The 13,620-nt window shown below is 60.7% G+C and carries 16 protein-coding genes; 5 read left to right on the forward strand and 11 right to left on the reverse strand.

What is annotated here, in order from left to right:
• Window positions 1–12: 12 nt before the first annotated feature.
• The 4 genes from nifV to RF819_RS12805 form a co-directional block, all read right to left on the reverse strand.
• Window positions 13–1,170, reverse strand: coding sequence for a homocitrate synthase (nifV, locus tag RF819_RS12790; RefSeq protein WP_078365344.1), 1,158 nt, complete (start codon window positions 1,168–1,170; stop codon window positions 13–15).
• A 305-nt stretch (window positions 1,171–1,475) separates the two neighbouring features.
• Entirely contained in the window at window positions 1,476–2,057 is a 582-nt protein-coding gene (locus RF819_RS12795) for an LOG family protein (RefSeq protein WP_078365345.1), read from the reverse strand.
• Between the two features lie 66 nt (window positions 2,058–2,123).
• Window positions 2,124–2,363: a Pathogenicity locus gene (locus tag RF819_RS12800; protein ID WP_078365346.1), complete on the reverse strand. Its 240-nt coding sequence runs from the start codon at window positions 2,361–2,363 to the stop codon at window positions 2,124–2,126.
• A gap of 12 nt (window positions 2,364–2,375) precedes the next feature.
• The gene (locus tag RF819_RS12805; protein WP_078365347.1) at window positions 2,376–2,600 is read right to left on the reverse strand and encodes a DUF1737 domain-containing protein; all 225 of its coding nucleotides are present in this window, start codon (window positions 2,598–2,600) and stop codon (window positions 2,376–2,378) included.
• 196 nt (window positions 2,601–2,796) lie between these two features.
• Here RF819_RS12805 and RF819_RS12810 point away from each other — a divergent pair, with 196 nt between their 5' ends.
• The 3 genes from RF819_RS12810 (at window position 2,797) to RF819_RS12820 (ending at window position 4,807) form a co-directional block, all read left to right on the forward strand.
• On the forward strand, window positions 2,797–3,009 hold the full coding sequence (locus tag RF819_RS12810; RefSeq protein ID WP_078365348.1) for a hypothetical protein: 213 nt from the start codon (window positions 2,797–2,799) through the stop codon (window positions 3,007–3,009).
• 366 nt (window positions 3,010–3,375) lie between these two features.
• Window positions 3,376–4,128, forward strand: coding sequence for a hypothetical protein (locus RF819_RS12815; protein WP_078365349.1), 753 nt, complete (start codon window positions 3,376–3,378; stop codon window positions 4,126–4,128).
• Between the two features lie 31 nt (window positions 4,129–4,159).
• A complete protein-coding gene (locus RF819_RS12820) occupies window positions 4,160–4,807 on the forward strand; it encodes an RES family NAD+ phosphorylase (protein WP_158081281.1) in 648 nt (215 codons plus the stop codon).
• Window positions 4,808–5,282: 475 nt separating this feature from the next.
• Here RF819_RS12820 and RF819_RS12825 read toward each other — a convergent pair whose 3' ends face one another.
• Window positions 5,283–5,903, reverse strand: a complete 621-nt coding sequence (locus RF819_RS12825) for a LysE family transporter (RefSeq protein ID WP_078365351.1) — start codon at window positions 5,901–5,903, stop codon at window positions 5,283–5,285.
• A gap of 401 nt (window positions 5,904–6,304) precedes the next feature.
• Between RF819_RS12825 and RF819_RS12830 the strand changes: the two genes are divergently transcribed.
• Together RF819_RS12830 and leuA are read left to right on the forward strand one after the other, a co-directional pair.
• Entirely contained in the window at window positions 6,305–6,781 is a 477-nt protein-coding gene (locus RF819_RS12830) for an Lrp/AsnC family transcriptional regulator (RefSeq protein ID WP_078365352.1), read from the forward strand.
• 288 nt (window positions 6,782–7,069) lie between these two features.
• On the forward strand, window positions 7,070–8,797 hold the full coding sequence (leuA, locus tag RF819_RS12835; protein WP_078365353.1) for a 2-isopropylmalate synthase: 1,728 nt from the start codon (window positions 7,070–7,072) through the stop codon (window positions 8,795–8,797).
• A gap of 48 nt (window positions 8,798–8,845) precedes the next feature.
• On the opposite strand, the gene fdx is transcribed toward leuA, so the two are convergent.
• From fdx to RF819_RS12865, 6 genes are read right to left on the reverse strand one after another with little or no spacing between them, the layout of a single operon-like run.
• The gene (gene fdx, locus RF819_RS12840; protein ID WP_078365354.1) at window positions 8,846–9,181 is read right to left on the reverse strand and encodes an ISC system 2Fe-2S type ferredoxin; all 336 of its coding nucleotides are present in this window, start codon (window positions 9,179–9,181) and stop codon (window positions 8,846–8,848) included.
• 48 nt (window positions 9,182–9,229) lie between these two features.
• Entirely contained in the window at window positions 9,230–11,104 is a 1,875-nt protein-coding gene (gene hscA / locus RF819_RS12845) for a Fe-S protein assembly chaperone HscA (protein WP_078365355.1), read from the reverse strand.
• Between the two features lie 50 nt (window positions 11,105–11,154).
• On the reverse strand, window positions 11,155–11,478 hold the full coding sequence (gene iscA, locus RF819_RS12850; RefSeq protein WP_078365356.1) for an iron-sulfur cluster assembly protein IscA: 324 nt from the start codon (window positions 11,476–11,478) through the stop codon (window positions 11,155–11,157).
• Between the two features lie 10 nt (window positions 11,479–11,488).
• Window positions 11,489–11,866 carry an iron-sulfur cluster insertion protein ErpA gene (gene erpA / locus RF819_RS12855; RefSeq protein WP_078365357.1) on the reverse strand — a complete coding sequence of 126 codons (378 nt, stop codon included), beginning with the start codon at window positions 11,864–11,866 and terminating at the stop codon, window positions 11,489–11,491.
• A 39-nt stretch (window positions 11,867–11,905) separates the two neighbouring features.
• Window positions 11,906–12,340, reverse strand: coding sequence for a Fe-S cluster assembly scaffold IscU (gene iscU / locus RF819_RS12860; RefSeq protein ID WP_078365358.1), 435 nt, complete (start codon window positions 12,338–12,340; stop codon window positions 11,906–11,908).
• Between the two features lie 30 nt (window positions 12,341–12,370).
• A complete protein-coding gene (locus tag RF819_RS12865) occupies window positions 12,371–13,615 on the reverse strand; it encodes an IscS subfamily cysteine desulfurase (protein WP_078365359.1) in 1,245 nt (414 codons plus the stop codon).
• Window positions 13,616–13,620: the final 5 nt, after the last annotated feature.

A 13,620-nucleotide genomic window follows, 5' to 3' on the forward strand; every position in this document is an offset into this window, starting at 1 on the left:
TCATGTGGTGGCTCATGCGGCCCGGGCAAAAGCCAGTGGTGTCGGCCGTGCCAAAGACTCCAACAAAAAGCCACGCAACTCGTCCGCTGTGGCTTCCTGCTTGACACGCATGGCATGGTCGCGGATGCGCCCGAGCAGGCGGGCGGTCAGGGCGTCGTCGTCCAGCACCACCCCCATCTGGGCATAAGCCTGGCGCACAGCCTGGGAGCCCGAGTGTTTGCCCAGCACGGTGCGGCGCTGGCGACCTAGCTCCGACGGGTCAAAACTCTCGTAGGTCGAGGCGTTCTTGAGCAGACCGTCGATGTGGATGCCGGACTCGTGGGTGAATACGGCCTCACCCACAATGCTTTTGTTGAACGCCACCTGGCGACCCGAGGCGCGTGCCACCAGGCGCGAGATGGTCACCAGCGCTTGTGTGTCAACGCCGGTGCAAGCGTGGTGCAGGTGGCGCACCCCCATCACCACCTCTTCAAGCGCCGCGTTGCCAGCACGTTCACCCAGGCCGTTGACGGTGGTGTTGGCATGGGTGGCGCCAGCGCGCAGCGCGGCCAGGGTGTTGGCGGTGGCCAGGCCCAGGTCGTTGTGGGCGTGGATTTCGATCTCGATGTCGACCGCGTCGCGCAGGCGGGCGATGGCGTCATGGGTGGTGAACGGGTCGAGCACCCCCAGCGTGTCGGCAAACCGGATGCGGCTGGCACCACAGGCCTGCGCCCGGCGTGCCACCAGCGACAGAAATTGCGGGTCAGCACGTGAGGCATCTTCGGCACCCAGCGACACCGTGCGGCCACTGGCCACCGCCTGGCTGATCACCCGCGTGACTTGTTCAAGCGCCCAGTCGCGTGACTGGTTCAGCTTGTGCTGCAGGTGAATGTCTGACACGGGAATCGACAGATGGATGATCTCCGCATCACAACGCAGGGCGTTGGCCAGATCGGCCTCGGTCAGGCGGCCCCAGACCATCAGCCGCGCGGGTAACTGGAGGGCCGCGATGGCGTTGATGCAGGCGATCTCTTCCTCACCCATGGCGGGTATGCCAACCTCCATCTCGGGCACACCCGCTGCTGAGAGCGCGGTGGCAATCGCACACTTCTCGGCCACCGTGAACGCGACACCGGCGGTTTGTTCGCCGTCGCGCAGGGTGGTGTCGTTGATGATGGGGTTCAGAGGCATGGTGTCGCTTCCTTTGCCTACCTCTTTGCAAGGCTTATGCCATCTGCTTTTGCGCCCTTTTTCAGCTATTTAGCCCGATTGGCGGGCCCGTTTGTCGGTTCTGGGTGGCACTTTCAGGCCAGCTGGCCGACGGTGCTTGTCGGAATTGTGGTGTTTCGCACAGAGCGTGGCTGCGCAGCAACACGCCGTGGTCCGGCGGAGGATGGGCGCCGGATTGCTGCGACTTCCATAGTGACTAGCCCTTGATAAACAAGGGCTAGAAGGTGATTTCATTCGAAAACTGGACCTCAGCCCAACAGATGCGATCAGGTCTGACCCTTCTCCACCCACTTCTGGACGGTGGGCGCCTGGTAGCTGGCAAAACGGTCCAGCAGCGCGTCGGGTGTGGGTTCAACCATCAAGGTGCTGCGGTGTCCTGGCCGGACGAACTGCTCGGCCACCGTGTGGTCCAGAAACGTCGTCAGACCGTCGTAATACCCCGCCACATTGAGCAGGCCGCAGGGTTTGGCATGAAAGCCCAGTTGCGCCCAGGTCCAGACCTCGAAAATTTCTTCCAGCGTGCCGATGCCGCCCGGCAGCGCAATGAAACCGTCGGACAGGTCGGCCATCAGGGTTTTGCGCTCGTGCATGGAGCGGGTGACATGTAACTCGGTCAGCCCGGTGTGCTCGATCTCCTTGCGCTTGAGGGCTTCGGGAATCACGCCCACGGCGCGCCCGCCCAACTGCAGCACCGAGTTGGCGATCAGCCCCATGATGCCCACGCTGGCACCGCCGTAGACCAGACCCAGGTCGCGGTCTACCAAGGCCTTGGCCAGTGCCCGCGCACCGTCTGCATAGGCCTCAAGTCGCCCGGGGTTGGAGCCGCAATAAACGCAAATATTCTTCATGTTGAGATGCTTAAAAAGAAGGATGGTTGTGAACCATCGGTGATGTGTATGTGATTATTCGCAACGTCAGCCTTGGCGTGACTGTGCCAGGGCGATGGCCGCCTGTATCGCAGCCCGCGCCTGCGGGCTGTTTTTCCAGCAGGTGGAGCCAACGATGTCGGCGGCTGTTGAAACGATATCCAGCGCGTTGGCTTTGGCCAGATGCGCCAATGATTCAAAGCCCATTTGCTCCAGCCGGGCGACCACCGTGGGGCCAACCCCTTTCACGGCCAACAAGGCTCTGCGTTCTTCGAGTGGGAAAGGCATGAGGACGACGCTTCAATGTTGTGACAAGGCCTGCTGCACGCTGGGCCAGATGATGGCTTGCGCCACGATCACCTTCTCGCCATTGAAGGTGGCTGCAGGTGAACCATAAAGCTGGTAACCGAGCGCCAGCGCCTCACTGACGCGGCGGCAAAACGTCGCGTCATCGGGGCCGGTGAGCAAGCGATAGGTGGGTAAACCGTCAGGTGGTTGCGTGGGTGTGTGAGGTGTCGGCTTCATGGGGGATCTTGGGGGCTGAAGCGGCAGTTTGCCAGAAAAGCTGTTGCCCAAGGCTGCCGTGATAGGTGCTACCTAGTTCATAGCTTCTTGCCCAGACACAAAAAGGGCTGGGGGTTGAAAACGTTAACAAATCTCGGCCAAAACCATTGCCAGCTTTTTCCCACCCGGCACCCGCCTGACGCTGCCCGAGGGTGGCTTGTCGCTGTGGGTGGAGCTGCCGCAGCAACTGTCGAGCAAACGGGTGTGTGATGCGGCCTTGAAAGAACAGATTCTGGTTAGCCCCGGCCTGATGTTCTCGAACTCGCTGCGCTTTGACGCCTTTCTGCGCATCAGCTGCGGCTGGACGGTGGACAGGGAGGTGGAGCGGGCACTGACGCGGCTGGGGCAGATCGTGACGGAGTTGTTGTGAGTGTTGAGTCGGCCATGGTGGGGAACTGTGCTTGCTAATCGTGGGCCTTGGGCTTTGGATGACCCTAAACTTTTGGAGTCGCCCTGTCCTCCCTGGATCGATTTCTAGAGATTGATTGCATGACTCAACACGAGGCAAACATCGTGTTCTTTTGCGAGACTGCGGAACGGTTTTCGGCGAGGGTGGCCGATTGTTTCGCTAGCCTATTTGGGTGTTTTGGGCAGGTTGGCGGTTTTGAACAAGGCCGCGTCGCCCAAGAAGTCCCCAGGAAACTACGGAAAGGTTTTAGTGACACGGTGCGACAATAAGGAGCATGTAGTATGATCTCTTTTCTCGCACCGTCAACCCCGTTTTCATGGAGCAGTCATGGCTAACTTAAAAGGATCAAGCGCCAGATCGGCAGATGGTTCGTTTGTACCGACTGAACGCACTCGCGTAGAGAACACGGCTCTCTACTCACAGATTGCGAAAGGATATCCGAGGGCACGCTATGCGAAGGTAGGCGATGAGATTAAAGTGCCAGCGCGGATGTCACTGCTGTCGCCTTTGGATAAGGCTAGATTGAAGGCCAGAAACAAGATCGATGCCCACATGCTTACAAAGCTGAAGAAAGACATGGAGGTACTCGGCAGACGTTTGGACGTTCTTCAGAGGCCAGCTGTGGATGATCGCCGGGCGACAAAAGCCTTGATAGAAGAGACCCCAATTCGAGGCCTGGATCAGGTCAAAGACAAACTGAGGCGAAGGGGCGTTGAAGCTGTTCTCTCTGGTACGGAATGGCTCAAGGCCAAAGAAGTGGGGGAACGTGCAGCTCCGCTCGCCGAAAACAAGCATTCGCTGGTCTCACGGTGGCAACAGGCTGGGAAGATCTTTTCGATTGAGCGTGCTGGCGTGAAGTACTACCCCAACTACATTTTTGATGCTTTGGGTAACCCGATCCCAGAGGTAGCGGAAGTGCTCAAGAGTTTTGAGGGATACACACCGATTCGCGTTGCATCCTGGTTTGAATCGACCAGCTCCGCAGCAGGCGGCAAGCGCCCGAGGGAACTGCTCAGCAATGAGCCAAAAAGCGTCATCGAGTTGGCAAAGGCGCACGTGGAGGGTGCTTTGCATGGCTAGTGCTAAGCCCGTCAGCACCTCTATGGCGAGCATGGCTCCACTGCCGTACCCACCTCCGAAAAACTCCTTTCGAGAACACTTAGTTCCTGCTGGCATTTGGTATCGAGTCCACAAATACGACGCAAGTACGGGCTTGTACGGGCCAACCCAATTCAATGACACAAAACGCGGAAATGCACGCTTTAGCCCTTTGGTCGATAGCACCGGCAAAGTCATCCCGACCATCTATGCCGCCAAGACAGTACGCGGGGCCATTGCCGAAATCCTTCTGCACGATGTGCCAACGCCATCTACGAACTATCAGCACGACTGGGAGAAGGATAAATCGGGCAATCACCACCTCTCGCGGATTTCGCTCACGGATTTGAGCCTCGTTAACTTGACCACTCTGGGCTTGCGTGCTGCAGGTCTGACTGTGGCTGAAATTTTTGGCACGGAAAAGCCTGATTACCCACGCACCCGAGAATGGGCGTTGCACATCTGGAAGACGATGCCAAAGGCGCAGGGCTTGCACTGGATGTCCGTGCGAGACAACACGTGTGAGGTTGTGATGTTGTTTGGGGATCGGCTGAAGAGTAACAACATCCAGGATGAAAGGGACTCCAAGCACGTCATTCACTACGAGGCAGAGTTGATGACGTTGCTGGACGATCTGGGTGCATCGTTAGCGGGAGCCTGATGAAAGCCGTCGTCAGGTTATGCGGTTGCGCGCTTTACTCCCATCGTATCGCTGCCTAAATTGGCATCGCACGATTTCAGCAAAATCAGGGGGGGCACTTTGACGTCAATGCCCGGAATGTCTGCCATCAGGCAAAGAGTATGAGCCAACCGAAATCCGTTTTGGCTCGATGCCTATCTCAAAAGCCGGGAAACTGATTCACTGTCTTGAATCCAAATCTTCCCCCAAACAACCCGCTCGCCCGGTGTCACGCACACCAAGCTGTCAAAAAACTTCTCTATTGATAGCTACCTGCCCTTGATTTATATGGGCTAGAGGCAGATTTTGTCCACAAACACCTGAAATCTCACATCCATACGCCGTGCCGTCTTGCTGCGTGAACAGGTCGTCGCCGTCTGGGTCCAAGCTGGCTTTCCGGTTGTCGTTGGGGTAGGCCGCAGCTACGGGGAATTGGGGGCACTCAAAGCGCCCGCTCTTACCGGTTATTGGCCGCCAGCTTGAGCCCAAACCCAATCAGTGCCAAACCGGCCAGCCGGGTCGCTATCTTGCGTGCCGAGGGCAGGGCTTTCAGGCGGGCGGCCACCACGTTGCCGACCAGAACCAGCCCGGCCTGGTACAGCAGGCTGAGCACAGTGACATGGGCCATCATCACCGCCAGTGTCAGCGCCGAGGCATGTGGCTGGATGAACAGCGGAAAAAAGGCGACAAAAAACAGGATCACTTTCGGGTTGGTCAGGCTGACGGTCAAAGCTTGCCGAAAGTAGACCCGCGGCGAGCTTTGTTCTGTCTGGGATGCGTGCGCGGTATTGACCGGCGTGCGCAGCAGTTGCCAGCCCATCCAGCACAGGTATCCCGCGCCAAACCATTGCAAGGCCTGGAACAGCATCGGATTGGCCTGCATGGTGGCGGCCAGTCCGGCCACGGCGGCGAACATCATGATGAAGTCACCCAGCAGCGTTCCCAGTACGGCGGCCAAACCCACCGCGACACCGTGGCGCGCGGTGGCATTCAAGATGGCGATGGTGCCCGCACCGGGAACCAACTGAAAGACAAGCACGGCAAGCACAAAGCTGGTGTAGTTCTGGATGTCAAACATGGCAATGAGGCAGATGCAGGGGTTGGGGGAGGGTCGCCTCATCTTAAACCGTCTGCCGGGCAGCGACAAGAATTCACTCTATTTGTGATAGCTGAGGGTGTAATGTGGGTGAGGGCTGCAGGGCGATTGGGCTGTGGCTTGTGCGTGCCGCCAAAGCCATCTTGATGATTCAAAGGCCGTGCCCCGCAGGCAAGGGTGATGCCCGGGGGAGTGTGACTTGCAAGACAGGCCCTTGTGAGGCCCAACTGCGCAACACTGGCTCGTGACCAGCTTGCTGGGTGCTGTGGATGACAGATGCCTTCAGTGTAGGCCGCAGGCCGGGGCAGAAGATTGCGTTGTTGCCTTGAGTTGCGTTGAATTTGGCATAACATGCCTCAATCAAATCCAACATTGGCAGAAACATGAAGATTGACCGTTATGACCAGCAAATCCTCGACATCCTGCAGGCCGATGGCCGCATCAACAACCAGGACCTGGCCGACCGCATTGGCCTGTCGCCGTCGCCCTGCCTGCGTCGGGTGCGGGCGCTGGAGGAGTCGGGCCTGATCACCGGTTACCACGCCCAGCTCGACGCCAAAAAGCTCGGCCTGTCATTGATGGCGTTGATCCATATCTCGATGGACCAGCACACGCCCGAGCGTTTTGCCAACTTCGAGGCCACGGTGAGCCTGCTGCCCGAGGTGCTGGAGTGCCTGCTGATCACCGGCCAGTCGGCCGACTACCAGCTCAAGGTGGCGGTGCGCGACATGGACCATTACCAGGCCTTGCTGCTCAACAAGATCACCCGCATCGAGGGTGTGACCGGTGTGCACTCCAGCTTTGTGCTGCGCCAGGTGGTGAGCAAGGCGGCGCTGTCGGTGGCGAGTGGCGCGCTGTGAAAGTGTGTTGTGTCGATTGCTATTTTTTAGAGAGCTTTTGGTCCTTATTTGATAAGGGCTAGAGGTCATTTTTGCCTCTGGTTTGGATGTGGCGGCGTTGCGAGGCTCTGCTTCAGGCATTCTTTGCTCAAATGGCGGGTTGATGGAAATAAATTGCTGGAAAAAATGAAAATCAGCAATAAAGTGCCTTAATTGGTTGATTTATCGACAAATACGCAATCATTCACCCCGGCTTCAAGCCTACGATAAGCATCACTGTCCGTTATCGTTTCCAGAGGAACTTGCTCCATGTTGTCCAACCCCGCCACCAAATACCGCGCCTTTCCCACCATTGATTTGCCCAACCGCCAATGGCCCTCGCGCAGCATCACCCATGCGCCCATCTGGATGAGTTCGGACCTGCGGGACGGCAACCAATCGCTGTTTGAGCCGATGAATGCCGAGCGCAAGATGCGCATGTTCCGCACCCTGTGCCAGGTCGGGTTCAAGGAGATTGAGGTGGCTTTCCCGAGCGCTTCTCAAACCGACTTTGACTTTGTGCGCACCCTGATCGAGGGTGGCCACATTCCCGACGACGTGACCATCGAGGTGTTGACCCAGTCGCGGGAACACCTGATCCGGCGAACGATTGAGTCCCTCAAGGGCGCTCGCCGTGCCATCGTGCATGTCTACAACGCCACCGCGCCGGCGTTTCGTGAGATTGTGTTTGGCATGAGCCGGGATGAGATCAAGGCGCTGGCGGTGTCTTCGGTGCGGCTCATCAAGGACTTGTGTGCGCAGCAGCCGCAGACCGAATGGGTCTTGCAGTACAGCCCCGAGGTGTTCAGCAGCACCGAGCTGGACTTTGCCTGCGAGGTGTGTGACGCCGTCACCGCCGAGTGGGGCGCGACACCCGACAACAAGGTCATTCTGAACTTGCCTGCCACCGTCGAGGCGGCCACCCCCAACGTGTACGCCGACCAGATCGAATGGATGCACACCCACCTGGCACGCCGTGACAGCGTGCTCATCAGCCTGCACCCGCACAACGACCGTGGCACCGGTGTGGCCGCTGCCGAGCTGGGCCTGATGGCCGGAGGCGACCGGGTCGAAGGCTGTTTGTTTGGCAATGGGGAACGCACCGGCAATGTGGACATCGTCACCCTGGCTTTGAACATGTACACCCAGGGTATTTCCCCTGGCTTGGATTTCTCTGACATCAACGCCGTGGCCCGCACCGTGGAGCATTGCAACCAGCTGCCGATCCACCCACGCCACCCGTATGTGGGTGACCTGGTGTTCACCGCCTTCAGTGGCTCGCACCAGGACGCCATCAAAAAAGGTTTTGCCGCCCAGCAGGCTGCCGGGCCGGACGCCTTGTGGAATGTGCCCTACATGCCGATTGACCCGGCCGATGTGGGCCGCAGTTACGACTCGGTGATCCGTGTCAACAGCCAGAGTGGCAAGGGCGGCGTGGCGTATCTGATGGAGGCCGAATTTGGTGTGGTGATGCCGCGTCGCTTGCAGGTGGAGTTCTCTGGAGAGGTGCAAAACTACACCGATACCCACGGCGGTGAGATGACGGCGCAAGACATCTGGAAACTGTTCGAGAGCACCTATCTGGATGCCCCCAGTGCGTCGATGCATTACGTGGAACACCACCTGTTTGACCATGTCACACCGGGCAGCAAAAACCGTGTGCAAGGCATTCGCATCGGGGTGGAGGTGAATGGCCAGCCCATGTTGCTCACCGGTGAGGGCAATGGCCCCATCGACGCGGCAGTGCATGCGCTCCAGGGCGCTGGCATCGAGGTGCAGGTGCGCAGCTACGAAGAGCGCTCCACCCGCGCCAGTGCCCACGCCGGGGACGCTCAGGCTTGCGCTTTTCTGGAACTGGTATCCGGCGCCGGTGGCACGGAGCGGTATGGCGTGGGCATGGACACCAACATCGTCACCGCCTCGGTCAAAGCGCTGCTCAGCGGGGTGAACCGGCTGGGTTTGGTGGCTGCGCTTGAGTTGGAGGGTGAAGCGGCCTGAGGGGTGGGCTGAGGTTGCCCTCAGATGGGCAGCTGCGGTGCAAAGACCTCAATGCTCCCGCGCATGGTTGCGGGTGTGTTTGGGCAGCTCGATGGTGATGTCGCTTTCGCCCAGCCTGATACAACAGGACAGGCGCGACTTCGCCTCCAGGCCCCAGGCGTTGTCGAGTTGGTCGTTTTCGTTGTCACTGGCCTCGGCCAGCGAATCTGCACCTTTGCGCACATACACATGGCAGGTGGAACAGGCGGCCACCATCTCGCAGGCGTGTTCAATGTGCACACCGGCCTTGAGCAAGCCTTCGCACAGCGACTTGCCGGGTTTGATCTCGATGTCCAGCCCCTGCGGGCACAGTTCGGGGTGGGGCAGCAGGTGAACGATGGGCATGTGTGGGGCAGATGGTGTACTGCGTGTGGTGAAACGTATGAGGGGTGTTCAGGCCAGGCTGTCCATGGTCTGCCCGGCCAGTGCCTGACTGATCGACGCGTTCATGCGCCGGGCGGCAAACTCGTCGGTGGCCGAACTCAGCGCGGTGGTGGCGCGGCGCAGGTCGACCTGAGGTGCTTCGGTCTCCAGCATCTCCGCCACCCGGTACATGGCCAGTTGGATGGTCTGGATCTCCGCTGCCGACAGCAGCGCGGCGTCCGCGTGCAGTGCGGCTTCGGTGGCGTCGAGCAGGCGCCGGGCATCCACCTGCGCCTCGCGCAGCGAGCGCAGTTGCATGTCTTCCTGGCTGGCGCTGATGGCGTCCTGCAGCATGGCCGAAATCTGGGTGTCGGCCAGGCCGTAGGTGGGTTTGACCTCGATGTGGGCCTCAATGCCGCTGATGCGTTCACGCGCCGTCACCGACAGCAATCCGTCGGCATCAATCTGAAAGGTCACGCGGATGTGCACCGAGCCCGCCACCGCTGGCGGAATACCGCGCAACTCAAAGCGTGCCAGCGAGCGGCAGTGCGACACGGACTCACGTTCACCCTGCACCACGTGTAATGACATCGCGGTCTGGCCGTCTTTGAAGGTGGTGAACTCTTGCGCCCGCGCCACCGGAAGCGTGGAGTTGCGCGGGATGATTTTCTCGACCAAGCCGCCCATGGTCTCCAGCCCCAGGGACAGCGGGCACACATCGAGCAGCAGCCAGTCCTCACCACTGCCATTGCCCACCAGCACATTGGCTTGCAGCGCGGCACCAATCGCCACCACCTGGTCGGGGTCGATGTCCACCAGAGGCTCGCGCCCGAAGAACTCACTCACCGTCGCGCGCACCATCGGCATGCGGGTGGAGCCGCCCACCAGCACCACACCGCTGATGGCCTCGATGCCGAGCTTGGCGTCGCGTAGCGCGCGTCGGGTGGCGGCCATGGTGCGCTTGATCAGCGGCTCGCCCAGTTCGGCAAACTGGGCACGCGACAGGATCGCCTGTTGGGTGCTGCCATCGGCGCTGGTCAGCGACAAGGCCGCTGACTCGTGGTTTGACAAGGTTTCTTTGGCTTGGCGCGAGGCGGCCAGCAGGCCACGCTGCGCGCCAGGTGGTAAAGCGGCCAGACCGGCAATGCCATGCTGGGTGCAAAACCACTCGGCAATGGCGTGGTCAAAGTCGTCGCCCCCCAGCGCCGAATCACCGCCAGTGGCCAGCACCTCAAACACACCTTTGCTCAGGTGCAGGATCGAGATGTCAAAGGTGCCGCCACCCAGGTCGTACACCGCAAAGGTGCCCTCGGCCGCTTTGTCCAGCCCGTAGGCAATGGCCGCTGCCGTGGGTTCGTTGAGCAGGCGCAGCACATTCAGCCCGGCCAGCTTGGCCGCGTCTTTGGTGCCCTGGCGCTGTGCGTCGTCAAAGTAAGCTGGCACGGTGATTACCACCCCGGCCAGCGGCCCGCCCAAGGACACTTCGGCGCGTTCCCGCAAGGCCGTCAAGATCTCTGCCGACACCTGCACTGGCGAGCGTTCACCACTCACGGTGTGGATACCCACCATGCCTGGCCCGTCGGTAAAACGGTAGGGCAAGCCCGCTGCCTGGGTCACGTCGGCCAGGCTGCGGCCCATGAAACGTTTGACCGACACAATCGTGTTCTCGGGGTCGTCGGCTTGGGCTTCCTGCGCCTCACGCCCGACCACAATGCCGTTGCCCGGCAGATAACGCACCACCGAGGGCAGCAGCAGCGCCCCGTCTTCATCCGGCAGCGCCCGCGCCTGGGCACTTTGCACCGTGGCAATCAGTGAGTTGGTGGTGCCCAGATCAATGCCCGCCGCCAGCCGGTGCTGGTGTGGTGCGGCGCTTTGACCGGGTTCGGCAATTTGCAACAAAGCCATAAATATTTCTCAGGCGGCTACACGCAGTGAGCAAGCAACGGGGGGGAGCCTCATACCGTGAAACTCTCGCCGCATCCGCAATTGGCCTTGGCGTTGGGGTTGTTGAACTTGAAGCCTTCGTTGAGGCCTTCGCGCACAAAATCGAGTTCGGTGCCGTCGAGCATGCTCAGGCTGCGCGGGTCCACAATGACCTTCACACCGTGTTGTTCAAAACAGGCGTCTTCGGGGTTGGTGGCGTCGACAAACTCCAGCCCGTAGGCAAAACCGTTGCAGCCACTGGTTTTGACGGCCAGGCGCAGACCCAAACCACTGCCTCGCTTGGACAGCGACTTCTGCACATGCCTGGCCGCTGCGGGGGTGAGGGACACACTCATGGCAAACCTCTCAGACTGAGAACGAACTGCCGCAGCCACAGGTGGTCTGGGCGTTCGGGTTGTGGATGATGAAACGTGAGCCTTCCAGGCCCTCCTCAAAGTCGACCCGCGCACCCATCACATACTGCAGGCTCATCGCGTCCACCACCAGCGTTACCCCTTCGGTGACGGTTTGGGTGTCGTCTGCGGCCACGGTGTCGTCAAAAGCAAACCCGTAGGAAAAGCCCGAGCAGCCGCCACCTGTGACGTACAGCCGCAACTTCAGATCGGGGTTGCCCTCTTCCAGAACCAGTTCTGCCACCTTCGCCGCCGCTGCGGGCGTGAATTCGAGCAGGCTGGGCATGTCGCCCACAGACACGGGGCTTTTATTGAGTAAGGCCGCTTGCATGGTGAGTCCTTTGCTACAAAAGTTAAAGTGGGCAAGGGGTCAGCGGGTGCTCGAAGCACACGCGACCTGCTCCGACACCAGGGTGGCCGCACCCTCCGGGTGGCGCGCGCGGAAGTCCGCCACCGCCGCTTTGATCGCGTCTTCGGCCAGGATCGAGCAGTGGATCTTGACGGGGGGGAGCGCCAGCTCTTCGGAGATGTCCGAGTTCTTGATGGCCAGTGCCTCGTCCAGCGTGCGCCCACGCACCCATTCGGTCACCAGCGAGCTTGACGCAATCGCCGAGCCGCAGCCGTAGGTCTTGAACTTGGCGTCTTCGATCACGCCTTGGGCGTTGACCCGGATCTGCAGGCGCATCACATCACCACAGGCGGGCGCACCCACCATGCCGGTGCCCACGTTCTCGTCGTCCGCAGCAAACGAGCCAACGTTGCGCGGGTTTTCGTAGTGGTCCACCACCTTGTCGCTGTAGGCCATGTGTGTTCTCCGGTTATCAGTTGAGGGGGGTCAGTGCGCAGCCCATTGGATAGAGTTGAGGTCCACACCCGCTTGCACCATGTCCCACAGCGGGCTCATGGCGCGCAGCCGGGTCACCACCTGGGTCACCTGCTCAAGGGCGTAGTCGATGTCTTGCTCGGTGGTGAAACGGCCAATCGAGAACCGCACCGAGCTGTGCGCCAGCTCGTCACTGCGCCCCATGGCGCGCAACACATAACTGGGCTCCAGGCTGGCCGAGGTGCAGGCCGAGCCGGACGACACCGCCACCCCCTTGATGCCCATCAGCAGGGATTCACCTTCAACATAGTTGAAGCTCACATTGAGGTACTGCACCGCACGCTGGGTCTCGTCGCCGTTGAGGGCCACCGCATCCAGCTTCTGGCAACCGGCCCACAGGCGGTCGCGCAGGGTTTTGATGCGGGCGTTGTCAGCTGCCATGGTCTCGCGCGCCAGCCAGAAGGCCTCGCCCATGCCCACAATCTGGTGCGTGGGCAGGGTGCCTGAGCGCAGGCCGCGTTCGTGACCACCGCCATGCATCTGGGCGTCGATCCGCACTCGCGGTTTGCGCCGCACATACAGCGCACCAATGCCCTTGGGGCCATAGATCTTGTGGGCAGAGAGCGACATCAGGTCGATGGGCTGCTGCGCCAGATCAATCGGCACTTTGCCTGCGGCCTGCGCCGCATCCACATGGAACAGCACACCTTTGGCGCGGCAGATTGCACCAAGAGCGGCCACATCCTGGATCACACCGGTCTCGTTATTGACATACATCACGGAAGCCAGCACCGTATCGGGGCGCAGCGCCGCTTCGAACACCGCGTGGTCCAACAGGCCGCTGGGCAACACCGGCAGCACCGTCACCTCAAAACCTTCACGCTCCAGCTCGCGCATGCTGTCGAGCACCGCCTTGTGCTCGGTGGCCACGGTGACCAGGTGTTTGCCTTTGCTTTTGTGGAAATGGGCCGCGCCCTTGATCGCCAGGTTGTTCGATTCGGTGGCGCCCGAGGTCCAGGCGATTTCGCGCGGGTCGGCATTGATCAGCGCACACACCTGTTCGCGTGCCAGCTCCACCGCCTCGTCGGCCGCCCAGCCATAGGCGTGGGAACGGCTGGCCGGGTTGCCATAAATTTCGGTCAGGTAAGGCACCATCTTGGCCGCCACACGCCGATCCACCGGGGTGGTGGCCGCGTAGTCCAGGTACACAGGCTGGGCCGAGCGGGTGGCGGGCTTGGCTTGGCGGGACTCTGACATGGGCT

Origin of the sequence: Rhodoferax fermentans, from assembly GCF_002017865.1 — a bacterium.
Lineage (GTDB): Bacteria > Pseudomonadota > Gammaproteobacteria > Burkholderiales > Burkholderiaceae_C > Rhodoferax > Rhodoferax fermentans.